General features: G+C 73.5%; 17 protein-coding genes. 3 read left to right on the top strand and 14 right to left on the bottom strand.

Features of this window, described 5'->3' with window-relative positions; genetic code table 11:
• Positions 1-96: 96 nt before the first annotated feature.
• Positions 97-1,020: a TIGR03560 family F420-dependent LLM class oxidoreductase gene (locus ACFZCF_RS25110; RefSeq protein ID WP_391288922.1), complete on the bottom strand. Its 924-nt coding sequence runs from the start codon at positions 1,018-1,020 to the stop codon at positions 97-99.
• 250 nt (positions 1,021-1,270) lie between these two features.
• On the opposite strand from ACFZCF_RS25110, the gene ACFZCF_RS25105 reads away from it, so the two are divergent.
• Positions 1,271-1,483 carry a hypothetical protein gene (locus ACFZCF_RS25105; RefSeq protein WP_388448983.1) on the top strand — a complete coding sequence of 71 codons (213 nt, stop codon included), beginning with the start codon at positions 1,271-1,273 and terminating at the stop codon, positions 1,481-1,483.
• Between the two features lie 365 nt (positions 1,484-1,848).
• Here the strand turns inward: ACFZCF_RS25105 and ACFZCF_RS25100 are convergent, their stop codons facing one another.
• From ACFZCF_RS25100 to ACFZCF_RS25075, 6 genes are all read right to left on the bottom strand, one after another.
• On the bottom strand, positions 1,849-2,460 hold the full coding sequence (locus ACFZCF_RS25100; protein WP_388449020.1) for a DUF6099 family protein: 612 nt from the start codon (positions 2,458-2,460) through the stop codon (positions 1,849-1,851).
• A 125-nt stretch (positions 2,461-2,585) separates the two neighbouring features.
• Complete coding sequence (locus tag ACFZCF_RS25095; protein WP_391288920.1) at positions 2,586-2,972, bottom strand: MazG-like family protein; 387 nt, start codon at positions 2,970-2,972, stop codon at positions 2,586-2,588.
• Positions 2,969-4,087: an ATP-binding protein gene (locus ACFZCF_RS25090; protein WP_391289079.1), complete on the bottom strand. Its 1,119-nt coding sequence runs from the start codon at positions 4,085-4,087 to the stop codon at positions 2,969-2,971. The genes ACFZCF_RS25095 and ACFZCF_RS25090 overlap by 4 nt, the downstream gene beginning before the upstream one ends.
• A gap of 1,090 nt (positions 4,088-5,177) precedes the next feature.
• Positions 5,178-5,621, bottom strand: a complete 444-nt coding sequence (locus tag ACFZCF_RS25085) for a cell division protein SepF (RefSeq protein ID WP_388448987.1) — start codon at positions 5,619-5,621, stop codon at positions 5,178-5,180.
• The gene (locus tag ACFZCF_RS25080) at positions 5,618-6,643 is read right to left on the bottom strand and encodes a GHMP kinase (RefSeq protein WP_391288918.1); all 1,026 of its coding nucleotides are present in this window, start codon (positions 6,641-6,643) and stop codon (positions 5,618-5,620) included. The genes ACFZCF_RS25085 and ACFZCF_RS25080 overlap by 4 nt, the downstream gene beginning before the upstream one ends.
• A 308-nt stretch (positions 6,644-6,951) precedes the next feature.
• A complete protein-coding gene (locus ACFZCF_RS25075) occupies positions 6,952-8,526 on the bottom strand; it encodes a nuclear transport factor 2 family protein (protein ID WP_391288916.1) in 1,575 nt (524 codons plus the stop codon).
• 95 nt (positions 8,527-8,621) lie between these two features.
• Here ACFZCF_RS25075 and ACFZCF_RS25070 point away from each other — a divergent pair, with 95 nt between their 5' ends.
• Positions 8,622-9,512, top strand: a complete 891-nt coding sequence (locus ACFZCF_RS25070) for a LysR substrate-binding domain-containing protein (protein WP_391288914.1) — start codon at positions 8,622-8,624, stop codon at positions 9,510-9,512.
• Positions 9,513-9,575: 63 nt separating this feature from the next.
• Here the strand turns inward: ACFZCF_RS25070 and gdhA are convergent, their stop codons facing one another.
• The 3 genes from gdhA to ACFZCF_RS25055 all read right to left on the bottom strand — a co-directional run bounded on the left by gdhA (position 9,576) and on the right by ACFZCF_RS25055 (position 13,345).
• Positions 9,576-10,925 carry an NADP-specific glutamate dehydrogenase gene (gene gdhA, locus ACFZCF_RS25065; RefSeq protein WP_391288912.1) on the bottom strand — a complete coding sequence of 450 codons (1,350 nt, stop codon included), beginning with the start codon at positions 10,923-10,925 and terminating at the stop codon, positions 9,576-9,578.
• Positions 10,922-12,349, bottom strand: a complete 1,428-nt coding sequence (locus ACFZCF_RS25060; RefSeq protein ID WP_388448997.1) for an NAD(P)-binding domain-containing protein — start codon at positions 12,347-12,349, stop codon at positions 10,922-10,924. The genes gdhA and ACFZCF_RS25060 overlap by 4 nt, the downstream gene beginning before the upstream one ends.
• 171 nt (positions 12,350-12,520) lie before the next feature.
• Complete coding sequence (locus tag ACFZCF_RS25055) at positions 12,521-13,345, bottom strand: BTAD domain-containing putative transcriptional regulator (RefSeq protein WP_391288909.1); 825 nt, start codon at positions 13,343-13,345, stop codon at positions 12,521-12,523.
• A gap of 194 nt (positions 13,346-13,539) precedes the next feature.
• On the opposite strand from ACFZCF_RS25055, the gene ACFZCF_RS25050 reads away from it, so the two are divergent.
• Positions 13,540-14,037 carry a flavin reductase family protein gene (locus ACFZCF_RS25050; RefSeq protein ID WP_388449001.1) on the top strand — a complete coding sequence of 166 codons (498 nt, stop codon included), beginning with the start codon at positions 13,540-13,542 and terminating at the stop codon, positions 14,035-14,037.
• Positions 14,038-14,130: 93 nt separating this feature from the next.
• Here ACFZCF_RS25050 and ACFZCF_RS25045 read toward each other — a convergent pair whose 3' ends face one another.
• The 4 genes from ACFZCF_RS25045 to ACFZCF_RS25030 all read right to left on the bottom strand — a co-directional run bounded on the left by ACFZCF_RS25045 (position 14,131) and on the right by ACFZCF_RS25030 (position 18,930).
• Entirely contained in the window at positions 14,131-15,372 is a 1,242-nt protein-coding gene (locus tag ACFZCF_RS25045) for a cytochrome P450 (RefSeq protein ID WP_391288906.1), read from the bottom strand.
• 155 nt (positions 15,373-15,527) lie between these two features.
• Positions 15,528-15,938, bottom strand: a complete 411-nt coding sequence (locus tag ACFZCF_RS25040; RefSeq protein ID WP_388449005.1) for a YybH family protein — start codon at positions 15,936-15,938, stop codon at positions 15,528-15,530.
• A gap of 69 nt (positions 15,939-16,007) precedes the next feature.
• Positions 16,008-17,498, bottom strand: a complete 1,491-nt coding sequence (locus tag ACFZCF_RS25035) for an FAD-dependent oxidoreductase (protein ID WP_391288903.1) — start codon at positions 17,496-17,498, stop codon at positions 16,008-16,010.
• A 241-nt stretch (positions 17,499-17,739) separates the two neighbouring features.
• Positions 17,740-18,930: an acyl-CoA dehydrogenase family protein gene (locus tag ACFZCF_RS25030; protein ID WP_388449009.1), complete on the bottom strand. Its 1,191-nt coding sequence runs from the start codon at positions 18,928-18,930 to the stop codon at positions 17,740-17,742.
• Positions 18,931-19,238: the final 308 nt, after the last annotated feature.

Here is a 19,238-nt window from a genome sequence, read left to right as displayed (position 1 = left end):
GGGATCCCGTCGGGGGTCCGGCCAGGGGTCCCGCCCGGGATGCGGTCAGGGGTCCCGGCGGGGGTTCCCTCAGGGGTCCGGTCCCGTGTCATCGGGTCAGTCCAGCTGGGGCGCGACCTGGGCGGAGATCAGCTCCAGGTGGTCCAGGTCGTCCAGGTCGAGGACCTGGAGGTAGACCCGGGAGGAGCCGACCGCCGCGTAGCGGCCGAGCTTGTCGACGACCTCGGCGGGTGAACCCGCGAGACCGTTGGCCTTCAGTTCCTCCACCTCCCTGCCGATCGCGGCGGCGCGGCGTGCCACCTCGGCGTCGTCCTTGCCGACGCAGACCACCAGCGCGTTGGAGTACACGAGGTCCCCGGCCGGCCGTCCCGCCTCCTCGGCCGCGGCCCGCACCCGGCCGAACTGCCGCTCGGTGTCCTCGACCGAGGCGAACGGGATGTTGAACTCGTCGGCGTACCGCGCCGCCAACCTCGGCGTACGGGTCGCGCCGAGGCCGCCGATCAGGACCGGGATCCGCCGCTGCGCCGGCTTCGGCAGCGCGGGCGAGTCGACGAGACGGTAGTACCTCCCCTCGTAGTCGAAGGTCTTGCCGGCCTCGGTCGCCCACAGGCCGGTGACGATCGCCAGCTGCTCCTCCAGCCGGCCGAACCTCTCCTTCGGGAACGGAATGCCGTACGCGGTGTGCTCCTCCTCGAACCAGCCCGCGCCCAGGCCCAGCTCGATCCGTCCGCCGGACATCTGGTCGACCTGCGCCACCTGGATGGCGAGGACGCCCGGCAGCCGGAAGGTGCCGGCGGTCATCAGGGTGCCGAGCCGGATCCGCTTCGTCTCGCGGGCGAGACCGGCCAGGGTGATCCAGGCGTCGGTCGGTCCGGGCAGCCCGTCCCCGGAACCCATGCGGACGTAGTGGTCGGAGCGGAAGAAGGCGTCGAAGCCGAGCTCCTCGGTGGCGCGGGCCACCCTCAGGAGGGTGTCGTAGTCGGCGCCCTGCTGCGGTTCGGTGAAAACGCGAAGATCCATGCCTCCATCCTGCACCTCCGGGTGTGCGTCAAGCCGCACGTCAGCGCGGCGGGCCTCCCGGCACGGTCGGGTGAATATCCGTCCCCCTGGCGGGACGCGTCGCCGCTGGCCAGTGACCGTGACCGGGTGCCGTCGTTTGCTCGGGCGGAGCCGGACCGCCCGGCCCGCGTGCCGGCGGCCCCAGCCGGTGCGTCGTTCTTCTCCCGTGGTCCCGTCCATGCCGGCCGGGGTGCGGGTCGAGGAGGCCGCGATGTCCCAAGAAGCCGCGCCGGAGCAGGCGTTGCCCGAGCAGCAGATGCCGCAGTCCGTGCCCGAGCAGCAGGCTCCGGGAGCCCCGAAGGGGCTGCTCCAGCAGATGGAGGAGCTGATGGCGGCGCTCTCCGCCGACCTCTCCCAGCTGGACGCCGACCTCCAGTCGTCGGCGGAACGCCTGGACGCGGAGCCCACGGCTGGGAGCGCATGACGGTGGAGCCCACCGCTGTGGAGCCAACCGCTGTGGAACTGACCGCTGGGGAGGCCACCGCTGGGGAGGCCACCACTGGGGCGGGCGCCGCTGCTGAGCGCGCCGCTGTGGGGCTCACGACCCCAGAGCTCACGGCGGCGGAGCTCACGGCCGGTGGCACCACCGGCGCCGGCGGTTCCGTCGGCCGTCGCCCGGACGGCGGTCCCGGGGCGCGCTGAGCTGGCCGCCCGCCCGGTCGCTTGGCTCTCCTGTCCCTCCTCCTTCTTCTCCTTCTCCTCCTTCTGCTTCTCCTTCTCGTTTTCCTCCCCTCCGCTCCCCTCGACCCTCCCCCTTCCCTCGTCTCTCTCACTGCCGGGCCTGGGACCTCAGCGGTCCCGGGCCCGGTCGTGCTCCCGCTCCCTTTCCCGCTCTCGGCTCCCGTCCGCTGTCTGCTCCGTCTGCCGGCCGGGCTCGGGGGCCGGGCGGCAGGGGGCGGTGGGGGACCTGGGGTGCGGGGTGGCGGCGATTGGCGGGCCGACGCGGTGCCTCGGCGGGTCGGGAGGGCGGGCCCTGCCCTGTTCGCGGACGTCGAGGCGGCGCAGCATGCCCCGGACCCGGTCGCCCGCCTCGTCGGCGGCGTCGATGGCTTCCATGCACTGCCAGTACAGGTTCTCGTCGTCGGTGACCGAGGCCACGCCGACGAGCGCGATGCCCACCTCCCCCAGCAGCTCACCGAGGGCGGTGAGCGCCGAACGCGGCTCCCCGACCTCCGTCAGCCGCGCCGCGCGCGGGCCCGCCGCTCCCCACGTCGGGTACTCCCCCGCCTCGCTGAGCCCTCGCGCGTCACCGCGCAGCTCCAGCGGTCCGCAGAGCGCGAGGTGACTTCCTATCGCCTGGGCGAGGGCCCGGGCCTGCCAGGCTTCCGCCACGATGTCGTGTGCCGTCCGGCTCTCGCCCAGCGCGTGCAGGCCGGCCTGAATAAGTCGCTCCGCTTCCATCAACTCCGCCCCCGTTCGTGCCACTTGCCGTTCCCTCAATCACTACCCAGAGTGAGGCCGCCCGAGCCGCGGCACCAGAGGAAGTCGGAAATCTGTGGACAGGCATCTCGACGGGCATGAGGCGATCACTCCGAAGAGTGACGATCGGTGCCTTCGGTGTCCGACTCGTCCGTTCCGTCCCGTCTGCGGGGTGGGAAGCGGAGCTCGTTCCGGTCGATCTTGGCGGCGAGGGAGGCGAGGGGGTCGATCCCCAGGACCGTGCAGAACTGGAGGGTGTAGGCGAGGACGTCGGCCACCTCGTCGGCGACCCGGTGGGCCGTGTCCGGGTCGTCCATCACCTTCTCGGCCTGCTCGGGCGTCAACCACTGGAAGATCTCCAGGAGTTCGGCCGCCTCGACGCTGAGCGCCGCCGCGAGGTTCTTGGGCGTGTGGTAGGGCTGCCAGTCGCGCGCCGCCGCGAAGGCGGCGAGGCGGCGCTGGAGCGCCGCCACGTCGTGTTCGGTGTCCGTCACGGGGTCAGGTCTACCACCGTCACCCCGGGGGTCCGCCGGGCCCGGTCCGCGGTGCGTTCGCCGACCGCGCCGACCAGCCGGATGTGGCCGTCGGCAGCGATGGTGGCGGCGAGGTCCAGGAGGGCGGCGGTCTGGCGGTCGTCGAGTCCCCGGTCGAGGTCGTCGGTGAGGAGGGTGAGGCACTGCATGGCGTCCGGGACCTCGGCGATGCGGTCCATCGCGAGGACGCCGGGGCCGGTGAGGAGGGTCAGGGCGAGGGCGAGGTAGCGGAGTTCGCCCGCGCCGAGGCGGCCGAGCGGGGTGGCCGGACCGTCGCCCCGGGCGAGGAGGGCGCGGACGGTGCCGTCACCGAGTTCCCGCGTGCCGACGCCGGTGACGGGGGCCGCGCAGCCCGCGCCGGCGACGACGGCGAGACGCTGGTGGCGGCGCGGGCAGTCGGTGTGGGTGCGGTGCAGGACCTCGGCGAGGTTGGCGCAGTCGCGGAGCAGCCGGCCCTCGGCGGGGAGGACGGGCGCGCGCATCCTCTCCGGTTCGGGGGTGCAGGGGAACAGGGAACGGAGCCCGACCAGGGCCTGCTCGGCGGCGGCGAGCACCTCGCGCTGCCCCTGGGTGGCACCGGCCACGCGCAGCGGGAGGAGGGCGGTGCCGAGGAGGTCGTCGGGGAGCGGGGCGCGGGTGACGGGCGTGGCGCCGGCGGTGAGCCAGGCGGCCTGGACCGTGGCGCGGCCGGGGTCCCGGAGGGCGGTGGTGAAGAGGGTGCGGCCGTGGTGGGTGAGGCGTTCGCCGACGATGCGGAGGTCGGGGTGGGCCTGGACGGCGAGGTCGATCCGGACCGGGCCGAGGGGGCCGTCGACGGTGCAGCCGATACGGAAGCCGCGGCGGCCCTCGGCGTCGGGCCGGGCGCTGTCCGGGACGAGGTCGGCGGCGTGCGGGAACACCTCGCCGAGCGGTTCCCCCGCGCCGAGCCTGGCCAGTGCCTCGTACGCGGCGAGGACGGTCGACTTGCCGCTGCCGCTCGGCCCGGCGAAGAGGGTGACGGGCGCGAGGGTGTACACGGCGCGGCGGCGCCCCGCGAAGGCGGAGAGCCGCAGTTCGGTCACGGCGGGGCGGGGCAGGGTCGGCGACGCGTTGTCGGGGACGGCGGCGGTTCCGGCTGCGGCCGTGCCGGTTCCGCCGACGGACGTGCCGGTTCCGGCGGCGGCCGCGCCGGTTCCGTACCCGCCGCCGACGCCGCCCGCGCCTTCGGGACGCGGACGCCGTCGGGACGGGGAGCGGGTGCCGGAACGGGTACGGAGACGCGGGTCGGCGCCGGGGGCGGTGGCGGTGCCGAGGACGGGCGCCGTACGAGTGTGGGGGCCGGGGCCGCCGGGGGCGGTGCCGGGTCCAGGGGTGTCGGCGCCGGTGCGGGGGGCGGAGGCGGTGCCGGGCACGGGGGTACCGGGGCCAGAACCTGGGGCGGGCGCCGTGCGAGCCCGGGGCACTGCGCCCGTACCGGGCGCGTTACGAGTGTCGGGTGCTGTGGCGGGGCCGGGGGTGCCAGCGTCAGGGGCGGGAACGGGTGCGGTGCGAGTGCCGGGAGCCGGGGCCGTACGGGGCGCGGTACGAGCGTCAGGGGTGCCGGGGCGGGGGCTGGGCACGGTACCGGCGACAGAGGTGTCAGTCACGGGGCCGGGCGCCGTGCGGGTGGCGGGCGGCCTGGCCGTGCTGGGTGTCGTGCGAGTGGCGAGCGTGGTGGCCGTATTGGGCGCCTTGCGAGCGTCGGGTGCTGTCGTGTGGCCCGGGGTGTCAGCCACGGGGCCGGGCGCGGTGGGGGCGGCGGGGGCCGGGGGAATGCCGGGGGTGGCGGCGGCAGGGTTGTCGGCGGCGGGGGTGGGCGCCGGGGTTGTGCTGGGCGCGGTGTCGGTGTCCGGTGGCGTGTCGGCGCCGGGGGTCCCCGTTTCGGGGGCGAACGCCTTGTGTGGGCCTGGGGCCCGGGGCGTGGTGGCGTCGGAGGGTGGGGCGGGGGTGCCGTTGCCGTCGTCCCCGCCCGTTCCCGTAGGGGAGGGCGGGGCCGGGCGGGGGCCGGGGACGGTGTCCGGGCGGGGTGCTCCCGGGGCCGGGGCGAGGGTGGCGGGGGTGCGGGCCAGGGTGGGGCCGCAGGTGAGGTCCATGATCGGACCGTACGCAGAGGTCGAGCTGACGAACCGTTACGTCGAGATGACCTTCCTACGATCGGGGGACGCCGGAGCGCGGCGCGCCGACGGGCTCGTCGTCCTCGTCGCCGGACGGGGCCTCGCCGGTGCTCTCCACCTCGGTCCCGGGAGGGGCGAGCAGGAAGACGTTGCGGTCCACGCGGTGCATGCCGCTGCCGAGGCCGAAGACGACGCCGCTGCTGAAGTCGAGAACCCGCTTGGCGACTTCGGGGTCGGCGCTGGTGAGGTCGAGCAGGACCGGGATCTGGGCGATGAGGTACTCGGCGACCTCGCGGGCGTCGGCGAAGACCTGGACCCGCAGCACGACCATGCGGCGCTGTTCGACGGACTCGTACTGTTCGGGGATCGTGCGGTGGTCGACCCTGGACGGCCATTCGTCGCGGCCGCGCAGCGGCAGGACCTGGGCCAGGCCCTCCCACTGTTCGTCGGTGACGTCGTACCTCTCGTACCTACTCATGGGCCCATCCTCCCGCCCCTCACCCGTTCGGCCCAACAACGACACGGATGAACGGCTGCCGGACGACGGCCGCCGGCGGTGAAGGTGCGGGTGTACGGGATGCGGGCGGCGGCGAGGGCGCGGCGGGTGGCCTCCGCCCGGGCCTCGGCGCCCGGGGCGGCCGGATCGTGGAGCACGCCCGCGACGGAGCCGCTGTGGGAGACCTGGACGCCGACGGCGCCGGTGCGGCGGGCCAGGGCCGCGAGCGCCTCGAAGTCCGGGTGCCGCAGGACGCGTTGGGCGCGGCGGGCGCTGGCGGTGGCGACCCGGCCGAGAAGTGCGGCGTCGCCGTCGGCGACGGCGCGGCGGAGCCGGTCGCGGAGGCAGGCGTAGGCACGGAGTTCGGCGCGGGTGGCCTCCGGGGCGGGCAGGGCGAGCGTGTCGACGGGGGCGCCGCCGCCCAGGAGGCAGCCGACGACGAGCAGCGGCGGCAGCGCGGGCCCGAGGACTTCGAGGACGCGGCCCTCGCGCTGGGCGAAGAGGACGGGACGCTCGTCGAACATGAGGGGGTCGCTGGCGCCTTCGGCGCGGACGGCGAGGCCGGCGGTGGTGTCGGGGTCGAGGCGGAGTCCGTACGCGTCGGCGACGGCGCGCACGGTGGCCAGGACGTCGCTGGTGGAGCTGCCCATGCCGAGCCCGAGCGGCACGGAGCCGGTGAGGCGCAGCGTGCCGCCGCGGGCGGGGCGGCCGGTGCGGGCCGCGCAGACGGCGACGGCGAGCCGTGCGGCGCGGGCGGCCTTCGTCCGCCCGGCGGGCACGACGTCGACCGCGCCGGCCGGCGCCTCGGGGCTCGGCGTGAACTCCGCCCGGGTGCCGGGTCCGTCCAGCGGCAGCGTCACGAGACCGGCCCGCGGCCGCGCGTCGCCGTCGGCGAAGACCCCCTGCAGCAGCTCGCCGTGATGCGCGGCGGCGTGACCGGTGCCGGGCGTGGGGGCGGGGGCGGCGGCCGTGGCGGGCGGGGGTGTGGGGGTGCTCGTGGTCACGACGGAGAGTGTCACCTCTGTCCGCCCGTGCCCGTGCGGGGGGGGTGCTACCGGAAGCGGAGGTACGGCTCCGAGGGCCGTCGCCGCCCGCCCCGGGTGGGGCCCCCGCCTGCCCCCGTCGGGCAGGGTAGGACCGGGCCGGTGAGGGCCCCGGGGAGTGCCGATCCGTGCCCTCCCGCCGGATCCGGCGGGAGCCGGGGCGTGCGGGCACGACACGAACCCCCGGCTCGGCCCGGCTCGCGGCCGGACGGACGGAGCACATGGCCCGACCCGGGCGACACGGGCCCTGCCCGGCCGGGCCTCTCGGACTACCCGGCGCTGGAGGAGGCGGAACCCTCCGTCGCCGGGTGACGGTGGTACGCCTTGTTGGCGATCCGCCAGGTCTCGCCGGCGCGGACCAGCAGGAAGACGTCCGTGAAGGTGTCCGGGCCGTGGTGGAGCGTCATGGTGGCGGTCGCCACGGTGCCGTGGACGTCCACGGTGTCGACGCGCCGGGACCTGGTCGCCTCGTCCGGCGTCGGGCGGCCCGGGAACAGGGCGCAGTACTCGTCCAGCGGCCACGAGACGAGGACCGAGTCCCGGATCCCCTCGACGCGGGCGGTGGGCAGGAACGCCTCGCGGAAGTGGCGGGGATCGCCGGTGGCGTGGCCCCGGACGTACGCGTGGAGCGGGGCGAGGACCTCGTCGGGCACGGCGGGGACCGTCGCGGCGACGGCGATGTCCGCGTCGGGCGCAGCCGCGGGTACGGGATCGGGTGCCGGTGCGGTCGCAGGTAGGGGCGCGGACGCAGGTACTGGGGCCGGTGCGGACGTGGGCGTGGTCGCGGACGCAGGTACTGATGCGGGAGCGGGTGCCGGTCCGGTTGCGGGTGCCAATGCGGACATGGGCGCGGCTGCGGACGCAGGTGCGGGTACCGGTGCCGGTGCCGGTGCCGCCGATGGTGTCGGTGTGCCGAACGGGGACGTGCCGCCCCGCATCGGGTGCCCCGAGGTCGCGGCCAGGAGGGCCAGGTCCTTCGCGAGCGCGCCGATCGTGAACTCGGCCGTGGCCGGCGGCGGTCCGTGGAGGAGATAGGAGCGCTTGCGGGCGACGAGGCCACCCAGCTGGCCGCGTTCCAGGACGTCCAGGACCAGGTCGCGGGGCAGGGCGAGGGCGTCGGCCTGGTGCAGCGCGTCGCGCAGGGCCAGGACGGCGCCGGCCAGGCCGTGGTTGGCGACCAGCTTGAGCGCGGCGGCGGTGGCGGCCCCCTCCACGGGCCGTACGGTGCCCAGCGCGTCGAGCACCGGTCGTACCCGGTCGAGCGTGGCCGGTTCCTCGGTGGCGGCGAGGAGCGTCAGCGCGCCGGCGACGACGGCCTGCACGGAGCCGAGGACGGGCGCGTGGACGTAGGCGGGGCCCAGGCGCCGGGCCAGCGCGGCGGCCTCGTCGGGAGCGATGGTGGCGGTGTTGACGACGACCGCGTCCTCCCGGAGGGCGCCCTCGACGGCGTCGAGGACCTCGCGGCAGGCCGCCCCGTCGAAGAGCGCGAGGACCACGACGTCGGCCTCCGCCACGGCCTCCTTCGCGTCCGCGACCGTCGTGAAGCCGTCCGTCGCACCTCCACCCGTCACGAATCCAGCCGTCGCGCCTCCGCCCATCACGACTCCACCTGTCGGAAGCCCCTCCCCCGGAAGCCCCTCCGTCCCGCGGCCGTCCCTCGCGTCGTCTCCCCACGCGCGGCCCGAGCGCGTCCAGCCCGTGACGGTCATGCCGGTATGGCCGGTCACGTCGGTTACGCCGGTCCCACCCGTCGCACCGTCCCCTCCCACGATGGACAGGCGAGCGGCGATAGCGGTGCCCATGCGGCCCAGGCCGAGGACGGTGATCTTGTGTGCTGCGGTCATGCCGCCCACGATCCCGCTGCCGCCGGGCCTGCGACAAGCGCAGATCTCGCAGGGCAGGTCTGCCCGGGACGCATGGCTGCTCCATACTGACGGGCATGGATCTGACGGTGTGGCGGAGCTTCGTGACGGTGTGTCGGCTCGGATCGCTGTCGGCTGCGGCGGCCGAGCTGCACCACACGCAGTCGGCCGTGTCCCGGCAGATCGCCGGGCTCGAACGGCAGCTCGGCGTGGAGTTGATGGAGCGTCACGCGCGCGGGGTGCGCCCGACGGCGGCCGGTGAGGTGTTCCGGCGGCACGCGCTGGCCACGCTCGACGAGGCCGACCGGGCCCTGCGCGCCGTTCGGGCCGCCGGGGACGGGGCGCGGGACCGGCCGCTGGCCGTCGGGGCCACGCCGTCGCTCGCCGCGGGGATCGTGCCCGAGGCGGTGCGGGCGCTCCTGGACGAGGTGGGGCCGCTGCGCTGGAGCCTGCGCCCCGGGCTGACGGCGGCGCTGCACGAGCGGGTGCTGGCGGGGGACCTCGACGTCGCCGTCGTCACCGACGCGCCACCGGGGCTGCCGCACGCACCGCGGCTCGTGCGGCACTTCCTGGGTCTCGACGAGATGGTCGTCGCGCTGCCCGCCGGACATCCCCGGGCGGGTGGCGGTCCGGTGGACATCGGCGGGCTCGCCGGGGAGACGTGGGCGGAGGACGACGACGGTTCGGCGGCGCTGCTGCGGCAGCACGCGGCCCGCGCCGGGGTCGCCCTCCGCGTCGACCTCGCCGCCGCGGATCTCCCGGGGAAGCTCGCGCTGGTGGCGACGGGGCACGCCCTCGCCCTGATCCCCGGGGTGCTGGCCAGGGCGCTGCGCCCGGACGTCGTCACGGCGCGGCTCGTCGGCGCCCCGACGCGCGGGGTCTACGCGATCGCTCCGCGCCGGGACGCGCACCCGTCCGTGGCGCCGCTCCTCGTCCGTCTCGGCGCGGCCTTCGGCGGCTCGGCGTAGGCGGCTCCCGGTCCGCTCCCCCGCACATGGGAGCGGACCGGGAGCCGGTTCGGGGAGGGGTGGTCAGATCACGCCCTGGTCGAGCATGGCCGCCGCGACGCGCTCGAAGCCGGCGATGTTGGCGCCCGCGACGTTGTCGCCGGGGGCGCCGTAGCGTTCGGCGGTCTCGACGCAGGTGCGGTGGATGTCGCGCATGATGGTGGCGAGTTCCTGCTCGACCTGCGCGAAGTCCCAGGAGACGCGTCCGGCGTTCTGGCGCATCTCCAGGGCGGAGGTGGCGACGCCGCCCGCGTTGGCGGCCTTGCCCGGGCCGAAGGCGACGCCGGCCTCCTGGAGGAGGCGGACGGCCTTCGGGGTGACGGGCATGTTGGCGCCTTCGGAGACGGCCTTGACGCCGTTGCGCACGAGGGTGAGCGCGGCGTTCTCGTCGAGCTCGTTCTGTGTGGCGGAGGGGAGGGCGATGTCGACGGGGACGTCCCAGACGCTGCCGCCGGCGACGAACCGGGCGGCGCCGCCGCGTCGTTCGGCGTACGCGGAGATCCGGCCCCGCTCGACCTCCTTGATCTGCTTGAGCAGGGCCACGTCGATGCCCTTCTCGTCGACGACGTAGCCGCTGGAGTCGGAGGCGGTGAGGACGTGGGCGCCCAGCGCCTGGGCCTTCTCGATGGAGTAGAGGGCCACGTTGCCGGAGCCGGAGACGCCGACCTGGAGGCCTTCAAGGTCCTGGCCGCGGTGGCGCAGCATCTCGGCGGTGAAGAGGACGTTGCCGTAGCCGGTGGCCTCGGCGCGGGCCTGCGAGCCGCCCCAGCCGGTGCCCTTGCCGGTGAGGACGCCGGCCTCCCAGCGGTTGGTGATGCGGCGGTACTGGCCGAAGAGGTAGCCGATCTCGCGGCCGCCGACGCCGATGTCGCCGGCGGGGACGTCGGTGTGCTCGCCGAGGTGGCGGTGGAGCTCGGTCATGAAGGACTGGCAGAAGCGCATGACCTCGGCGTCGGAGCGGCCGCGGGGGTCGAAGTCGCTGCCGCCCTTGCCGCCGCCGATGCCGAGGCCGGTCAGGGCGTTCTTGAAGATCTGCTCGAAGCCGAGGAACTTGATGATGCCGAGGTTGACGGAGGGGTGGAAGCGCAGGCCGCCCTTGTAGGGGCCGAGGGCGCTGTTGAACTCGACGCGGAAGCCGCGGTTGACCCGGACGGTTCCGGAGTCGTCCACCCAGGGGACCCGGAACATCAACTGGCGCTCGGGTTCCACGAGTCGCTCGACCAGCTTGGCCGTGGCGTACTCGGGGCGGGCGGCGAGGACGGGGCCGAGGGATTCGAGGACCTCGCGGGCGGCCTGGTGGAACTCGGCCTCGCCGGGGTTGCGGCGCAGGATCTCGTCGTAGAGGGAGTCCAGCTGAGGGGTCGGCGCGTTCATGGGATCCGTAAGCCTTTCGGGATGAGGTCGTCGTGCTGGGCCGTGCGGTAGCCCGTGCGGGGGCCGTCCAGGTCCCGCCGTCCCCGGGCGGGGCCGGCGGGGAGGCGCTCGGCGCGCAGCGTGTCGTAGTAGGAGAGGGCGGTGGAGAGGGCGGGGGCGGGGACGCCGCCGCGGGCCGCCGTGGCGACGACGCCGCGCCAGCCGCGCTGGGCCGCGGCGAACTCGCGGGTGAACGCCGCGTCGGTCGGGAAGCAGGGCACGGCGTGCCCCGTCCCGCGGGTGCCGGCGATCCGGTCGAGGAAGGGGGCCGGGACGAGGGAGTCGTCCCCCCAGAGGGAGGAGACGACGCCGAGGTCGATGTCCCAGTCGTAGGCGCCGTTGGCCTCCACGATCCGGTGCCAGCCCTGGGCCCACACCACGACCTTGGAGGCGTACAGCGCCTGCTCCACCTCGCGGACGAACGCGTCGGGGTCGGCGAGGTGCCGTCCGAAGGGTCCGGGGCCGGGGAGTCGGCGGGCGTCCCGGTGCCAGGCCGCGAGACCGGACAGGGCCTGGTCGAACACGGCCGCGGCGATGTTCGCGACGGGGACGTCGGCGTCCCGGTCGCTCCGGGCGGCGCGGCATCCGGAACCCCCCTGCCGCCCGTCGTGCCGCTCCCGCCGTCCGTCCTCGTCCTCGTCCGCGCCGGCGGCGGTGCCGGCGAGGAGGTCGGTGGTGATCTCCGTGAAGTGGGCGCCGAGGCGGCCGCCGTCCCACCGTCCGAAGATGTCCGCGATGTGCTCCGGCGAGAAGCCGCCGATCCCGTGGAGCAGGTCGTACGCCTCCGCGGTCAGTTCCACGGTGGCGTGGGCGATGCCGTCGTGCACCATCTTCACGAAGTGGCCCGCGCCGTCGGGACCTACGCGCGTCGCGGCGGGGCGGCCGTCGGAGGTGCGCGTCGCGATCGTCTCCAGGACCGGGCCGACGACCTCGTACGCCTCCGGGGAGCCGCCGACCGAGATGCTGGGGCCGTAGAGCGTCTTCTCCTCGCCGCCCGCGATGCCCGCCCCGACGAAGTGGATGCCGTGCTCGCCCAGTTCGGCCTCGCGGCGGCGGGTGTCGGCGAAGTGCGCGTCGCCGCCGTCGACGAGGAGGTCGCCGGGTTCGAGGAGCGGGGCGAAGGCGGCGATCACGGAGTCGGTGGCCTCCCCCGGGCGGACCGTGATCAGGAGCCGTCTGGGCCGCTCCAGGGAGGAGAGGAGCTCACGCGCGGTCCGGGCGGGGAGGAAGGTGCCCTCGTGCCCGAACTCGTCGACGAGCCCCCGGGTCCGGTCGGCGGTCCGGCTGTGCACGGCGACCGCGTAGCCGCGGCGGGCCAGGTTCCGGGCGAGGTTGCGTCCGGTCGCCGCGAGGCCGATGACGCCGATCTGGGCGGTCGAGGGCATGGCAGAGCTCTCCTTTCTGCGTGGGTGCGTCAAGAGGACGTGGTGGATGCGCCGTCGGGGCGCCGTGGAAACGCCGTGGTGCGGCTGCCGTGTCGCCGACGTCGCACGCGACGTCGGCCGGGCAGCCGCACCGTTGGAACCTTCGACGGGTTCCGTTGATTCCCGGGAGGGTCAGCCGGCGAGGGAAACTTTTCGCAGCGGCGTGACCTCGAGCTCCGCGCGGATCACTTCCTTGCGTACGGACGCCGAGCCGAGCACCTCGCGCTGCAGCATCTGGACCTCGGGAGAGGGTTCGAGGCCCAGCTCCTCGTTCAGCAGGCGCCGCAGGTTCTGGTAGGCCTGGAGCGCCTCGGCGCGCCGGCCCGCCTGGGAGAGGGCACGGATCAGCTGGCCGTGGAACCACTCGTTGAGCGGGTAGTCCTGGACGCGCATGCGCAGCTCCGGGATGGTCTCCCGGTAGCGGCCGAGCCGGTGCTCGGTCTCGATGCGCAACTCCAGGGCGCGGATGCGGAGTTCCTCGACGTGCGAGATGCAGGCGGCGAGCACCTCGCCGGTCCGCACGGTCGACAGCACCGGTCCGCGCCAGAGGGCGAGCGCTTCGCGGAGGCGCGCGGACGCGCCCTGGACGGCCCCCAGTTCGAGGTCCTCCTGGGCCTGGTTGATCAGGCCCTCGAAGACCAGGAGGTCGATCTCGTCGGCGTCGACCTCGGCGACGTACCCGCGCGAACGGGTCGTCACCACCTGGCGGTTGGCCGGTACTCCACACTCGCTCACCAGCATGCGGCGGGCGTGGTACACGTACGTCTGGAGTGTCGTCTGAGCGCTTCGAGGCGGATGGGCACCCCATAGCTCCCGTATGAGAGCTTCGGACGCCACGACCTCGTTGGGCCTGGTGAGGAGCAGGGCAAGCGTCTGACAGACCTTCGGCGTACCGGGTCGATGGATGCGACCGTCGTCCGTGATGATCTCGAAAGGGCCTAAGAGGTTGAACCGCACTCCGAACACTCCTTCCCGGCGCTTTTGGCACCGGCCTCACATCGTCGACGTGGCTGAGTTCACCCTAGGCAGATGGCGTGTCACCGATCCAACAAACGACAAGGAAGTGTCAAGTGTTGATTTTCACCTAACATGAGGAAGGGGCGCGACATCGACTGGACATGCTTTCGAGGCGGTTCCCGGACGATGGACATGTGCTCACAAAGTCGATCTCCCCAGACCTTTTCCGTGCCGCTCTGTCCCACTGGACCAGTGGAGTCACCGTCGTGACCACGTCGGATCCGGCGGGCGCGCACCACGGCTTCACCGCGAGCGCCTTCTCGTCGGTCTCGCTGGATCCCGCGCTCGTCCTGGTGTGCCTGGACAACAGGGCGAACTGCTACGAGGCCTTCGACCAGTCGTCGGGCTTCGTGGTGCACGTCCTCGCCGACGGCCAGCAGGACCTCGCCGGGCACTTCGCGCGCAAGGGGGCGGACAAGTTCGCCGGGCTCGGGGTGGACCTGTCCCCCGCCGGGCTGCCGCTGCTGCCGGACGCCCTGGTGCGGATGGAGTGCCGGACCGAACGCCGCATACCGGCCGGCGACCACCTGATCCTCATCGGCGAGGTCATGGAGGCGCAGACCGGCGACGGCGAACCCCTGGTGTACTACCGCAGCAACTTCCGCCGACTCGCCGAAGGGAGCCGGGCCTAGAGCGTCCGGTTCCCCCTGGAGACCATGGAAAGGAGGGGGTCGCAGCGATGACGCTGCGACCCCCTCCTCATGTCCTCCGTCGGCCCCGCGGGGTCAGGCCGCGCCGCCCTTCAGGAGCACCGGCAGCTCGCCGTGCCCGTTGGAGATGAAGGAGCCGAGCGGCGGGATGGACGCGGCCGGCCGGGCCAGCGCCAGGTCGGGGAAGCGCTCGAAGAGCGCGGGGAGCGCGATGGACGCCTCCAGGCGGGCCAGCGGCGCGCCCACGCAGTGGTGGACGCCGTGGCCGAAGGCGACGTGGTCGCGGCGGGTGGGCCGGGTGAGGTCGAACTCGTCGGCGGTCTCGCCGTGGGTGCGGGGGTCGCGTCCCGCCGCGCCGAAGGAGATGAGGATCGGGTCGCCCTTGGGGATGACGACGTCGCCGAGGTCGATGTCCTCGACGGCGTACCGCATGGGCAGGTTGACCAGCGGGGCCTCCAGGCGGAGGGTCTCCTCGACGACGTCCTCCCAGGTCGCCTCGCCGGAGCGCACGAGCGCGAACTGCTCGGGGTGCGTCAGCAGGGCGTACACGGCGTGGTCGAGGAGGTTGACGGTCGTCTCGTGGCCCGCGGTGAACATCAGCAGGATGGTGTCGACGAGTTCCCGCTCGGTCAGGCCCTGACCGCCGGTGTCCTCGTCGCGGGCGCCGATGAGTCCGGTGATCAGGTCGTCGGCCGGGGCGGCCCGCTTGACCTCGACGATCTCGGCGAGCAGGGCGTACACCTCGGCCTCGTTGCGCTGGGCGTCCTCGGCCGTGACGTTGGTGTCGAAGAGGTTGTGGATGACGTGGAGCAGCCGGTCGCGCAGGTCGTCCGGGATGCCGAGCAGCTCGGAGATGACGTACGTCGGCAGGGGGTAGGCGAACTCCGCCCTCAGGTCGACCGTGCCGTTCTCGGCCAGCGCGGCCAGCCGGTCCAGGAGGGTGTGCGTCAGCTCCTCGATGCGCGGGCGCAGGACGGCGGTGCGGCGGGCGGTGAACGCCTTGGCGACGAGCTTGCGCAGCCGCTTGTGGTCGTCCCCGTAGGCGGTGATCATGTTGCGGTCCGCGACCCACATGGCGAGCGGCCAGGTCTGCGCCAGCTCGCTCTCGCCGTTGCCCCAGGCGGGCCAGTGCTGGTACGTGTCGCGGGACACGCGCGGGTCCGTGAGGAGGTCCTTGACCAACTGGTGGTCGGTGACGGTCCAGACGACCACGCCGCCCGGCAGCTCGGTCCGGGTGGCGCGCCCTCTCGCTCTCAGCAGCCGGCCCTCGGCGTGGACGTCCGAGCCCGTCGGGTCTATGAGAAAGGGACACTGCATGCCGCTCATCCTTGTGGTCTCGCTCTGATGGGGGAAGGGGACGGCCCCCGGGCGGACACGCGCTTCGTAGGGGTGGTCGAAGCGCGTCTCCTCCGGGGGCCGTGTAGGGGTCTCGCGGGTTCCGGGCGGGGGGCACCCGGAACCGGTGGTGCGTCTTAGGCGGTGGGCAGCTCGTCGGCGAGCGGACGGTCGACCGCCATGATCCAGCGGTTCTCGCCGACGCGCCGCATCACGTCGGTGCAGGTGCCGTTGATGACGGTGCGCTCGCCGTCCTCACCGGTGAGCTCCAGCTCGAACTCGACGAACACGAGCGAGACGTCGCCCGCGACGTAGTTGTTCGTCACGCGCGAGTCGAGCTTCGGGCCGGTCTTCAGCAGGTCGATGATGCCCTGCTTGCGCTCGGCGCCCGTGAGGGGCTTTCCGGTCAGGTTCGAGATGGCGTCATCCCGGTAGAGGGCGTCGAAGATGGCGCCGTCACCGGAGTTGAAGGCGTCGATGAACGCCTGGTTCTGCTGCTCGACGTCGTCGGTGAGGACCAGGTTCTGCAGGTCCGGGGTGGTCGTCATGGCGGTGAGGTACTCCTGTTTCTACGGGAGGGTGGGGTCGGCGGGGACCGCCGGCCTGACGGACGGGCGTCACGCCATGCCGCTGGCCTCCGCCGCCTTGATCGCGGCGTTGATGCCGGACTCGATGGCGCCTTCGATGAAGCCGTTCCAGCCGCTGGCCAGACCGTCGTTGGCGAAGGCGATGCGGCCCACGGGCTGCTGCAGGGCGGGCAGGTGGCGCAGGAGCTGCTTGGGGCGGCGCAGCGACCAGCCGCCGCGGGCGTACGGGTCGTGGCCCCAGTCGGCGACCTTGAAGTCGACGACCTCGTAGGCGGAACCGAGGATCTTCTTCGTCTCGGCGTTGAGGGTGGCCTTGTCCAGGGTCAGGCCCGCGCCGCCGAAGGCGATCATCAGCTGGCCGTCGGGGAGCTTGTGCATGGGCACCATGGACTCGAACTTCGAGCCCTCCTTGCTCTGCACCAGCGTGCGGGTCTGCGGGCCGCGCACGTACATCCAGATCTTCACGGCGTGCGGCACGCCCAGGCCCTCGGTGGCGGCGTCCTTGAACGCCTGCGGGATGCCGTAGGTGAAGGTGATGTTGTTCCAGACGTTGGTCGGGACGGCGCAGACGACGGCCTTGGCCCGGTAGACGATGTTCTGGGCCGTGGTGACGGACACCTGGGAGCCGGTGGTGCCGGGGTCGGAGATCCGGACCACGTTCTGGTTGTAGGAGATCCCGTGGTTCGCCTCGTTGAGCATGGCCTGGGCGAGGCCGATCATGCCCGTCGCCGGCTTCTGGCTGGTGAGGTTGAACCAGCCGTTGGCGTCGTAGCCGCCGAGGCCCCACCACTGGGCGAGGGAGGTCCAGCTGGCGCCGGTGGACGGCAGGCCGGCGTAGCCGGCCAGGGTGCCGCCGATCCAGGCCTTCTCCTCCGCGGTCATCCCGATCTGGGCGTACCGGTCGGCGGCGGTGTAGGCGTCCTGGGCGGCGATCAGGTCCTTCGCCTGCAGGGGGTTCATGGCGTTCGGGAGGAACGTCTGGGTGCCCTGGAAGAACTTGGTGTACAGGTTGCCCATCGTCTCGAAGGCCGTACCGACGTCGTACTGCCGGTAGGTGCCGTCGACCTGCTGGGCGAGGACGGCGTCCATCGGGTCGTCGTAGACGATGCCGATGCCGTACTTGCGCAGCGCGGTCTGGATGTGGGACTGGCTCGGGTGGAACCAGCCGGCGCCCAGCTCGATCTGCTTGCCCTGGAGGGTGTCGGTCCAGGTCCGCCCGCCTATGCGGCCTCTGGCCTCCAGGATCTCCACGTTCTGGAAGCCCATGCCGCGCAGGTGGCGCGCGGCGGCGAGGCCCGCGAAGCCGGCCCCGATCACGAGGATGTCGGGGTCGGGCTCGACCGGGGTGCCGGTGGGCTTGGCGGCCGCCGAGGTGGCGGTGCCGGACAGCGCCATGCCCGCGGCGGCCATGGCGCCGACGGCGCCCGCCCGCTTGAGGAAGCCGCGGCGGTCCCATCCGCCGGCGGTCGCCTCCGTGTCCTCGCCGAGGACGGGCTGGGCGTCGCTGTGCTGAGCGTCCATCAAATGATCCCTTTGATCTCGTCTTTGTCGGTGGAAAAGCGGAGAGCTCCACGAAGGCGGGGCGTGGGGGTGGGGGTGACCATCTGTTGGGCGCTCCGTCGTGCTGTCCGGCCGGGCCGCCGCACAGGGGGGTGCGACGCGCCGGCCACCGTCCCCGCCCGGAAGGGGGACTACGGGCGGGGAGGGGTCGGAGAACCGGTGGGCGCGGCCCGCCAGGGGGTGCGGGCCGCGTCCCTGCCCCTTAGAGGAAGGGGGTCTCGGGGTCGAGGCCGAGCAGGACGCGCCCGTGGACCTCGAGGTTGGTGCTGAGCAGCAGCAGACCGTGCAGGGACAGGCCCTGGATGTCACGGTGGAACCGCTGGAGCGGCGCGGAGCGGGCGATGACGGAGGCGCCGCTCGCGTTGTAGAGGATCTCGACGGCCTCCTTGGCGAGCTGCATCGCGTAGGCGGCCTGGCCGCGCAGCTCGGCCTTCTCCTCGATGGTGGGCTGCTCGTCGGCGTCGGCGCGCGCCTGGAGGCGGCCGATGTAGGCGGACTGCAGGGCGTACGCCGCGGCGATCTTGTTGGCGGCGGTGGCGACCTGGATCTGGGTCAGCGGGTGCTTGGCCTGGTCCTCGTAGTCGGTGTACGTGATCGGGCGGCCGTTGACGCGGCCCTTGAAGAGCTCCAGGGCGCCGGTGGCGATGCCGAGGTAGGCGGACACGCCGGCCGCCATCACGTAGCTGAACAGGCCGTACTTGCGGCCCGGGGTGACCTCCTGGTCGCGGCCGGGCGTGGTGTTGAAGATGGCGTCGCCGAAGCCGACCACCCGGTGCTCGGGGACGAAGACCCCGGTGGCGGTGGAGGTGCAGCTGCCGGTGCCGCCGGCGGACATGACGTCCCAGTCGTCGGCGATGGTGAACTCGGACTGCGGGACGATCGCGACGACCTCCTCGTGGGAGCCGTCGGCGTTCTCCACGATGGCGGCGGCGATGTTCCAGTCGGCGCCGCGGACACCGGAGTTGAAGCGCCAGGCGCCGTCGAGGACGTAGCCGCCCTCGGTCGGCTTCAGCGTGCCGCTCGGGGTGAAGCCGCCGGACACCTTGACGGAGCCGCCGGCGAACACCTCCTCCTGGACGCTGTCCGGGAACAGGGTGACGAGCCAGCCGCTGGACACCCAGACCATGGCGACCCAGCCGGTGGAGGGGCAGCCGCTCGCGATCGCGGACAGGACCCGGGCCTGCTCCTCCAGGGAGCTGTCGAGGCCGCCGAAGCGCGCGGGGACACCCATGCGGAACACGCCGGCCTTGTCCAGGACGTCGATGTTCTCCTGCGGGATCCAGCGGCGCTTCTCGGCCTCCGCGCCGTTCTCCCGCAGCAGGGGCACGGCCTTCCCGACCTCGTCGAGAATGCGGTCGACCTCGGTGTCGCCCGCGTTGTCGATCCTGGTCATTCTTTTTCTCCTCCCCAAGCCGCCTGTTTTCTCACCGGCCGGACAGCGGCGGTGACCACAGGCAGCGTTCTGGCGTACGGGATCCGGAATTCCTGAGGAATTCGACGGAAGTTCGGCACGAATGCCGGCGGTCTGCGAGGTCGGATTGCGTTGCGCGAGTGCGCCGCAGGGGAACCGCGCCGATGCCAGAACGCTACGGGAGGGCAGTTTCAAGCCGTTCATGCCGCGAGTCACCGCGCGGTAATCGCGGGGGTGACCTGTGCAGAGACCGGCGGATGCCCGCACGATGAGCCGCGCGCCCGGCCCCC

The organism is Streptomyces sp. NPDC007945, assembly GCF_042958885.1.
Classification (GTDB): domain Bacteria; phylum Actinomycetota; class Actinomycetes; order Streptomycetales; family Streptomycetaceae; genus Streptomyces.
This window is presented reverse-complemented; position numbering and strand designations above follow the sequence as displayed.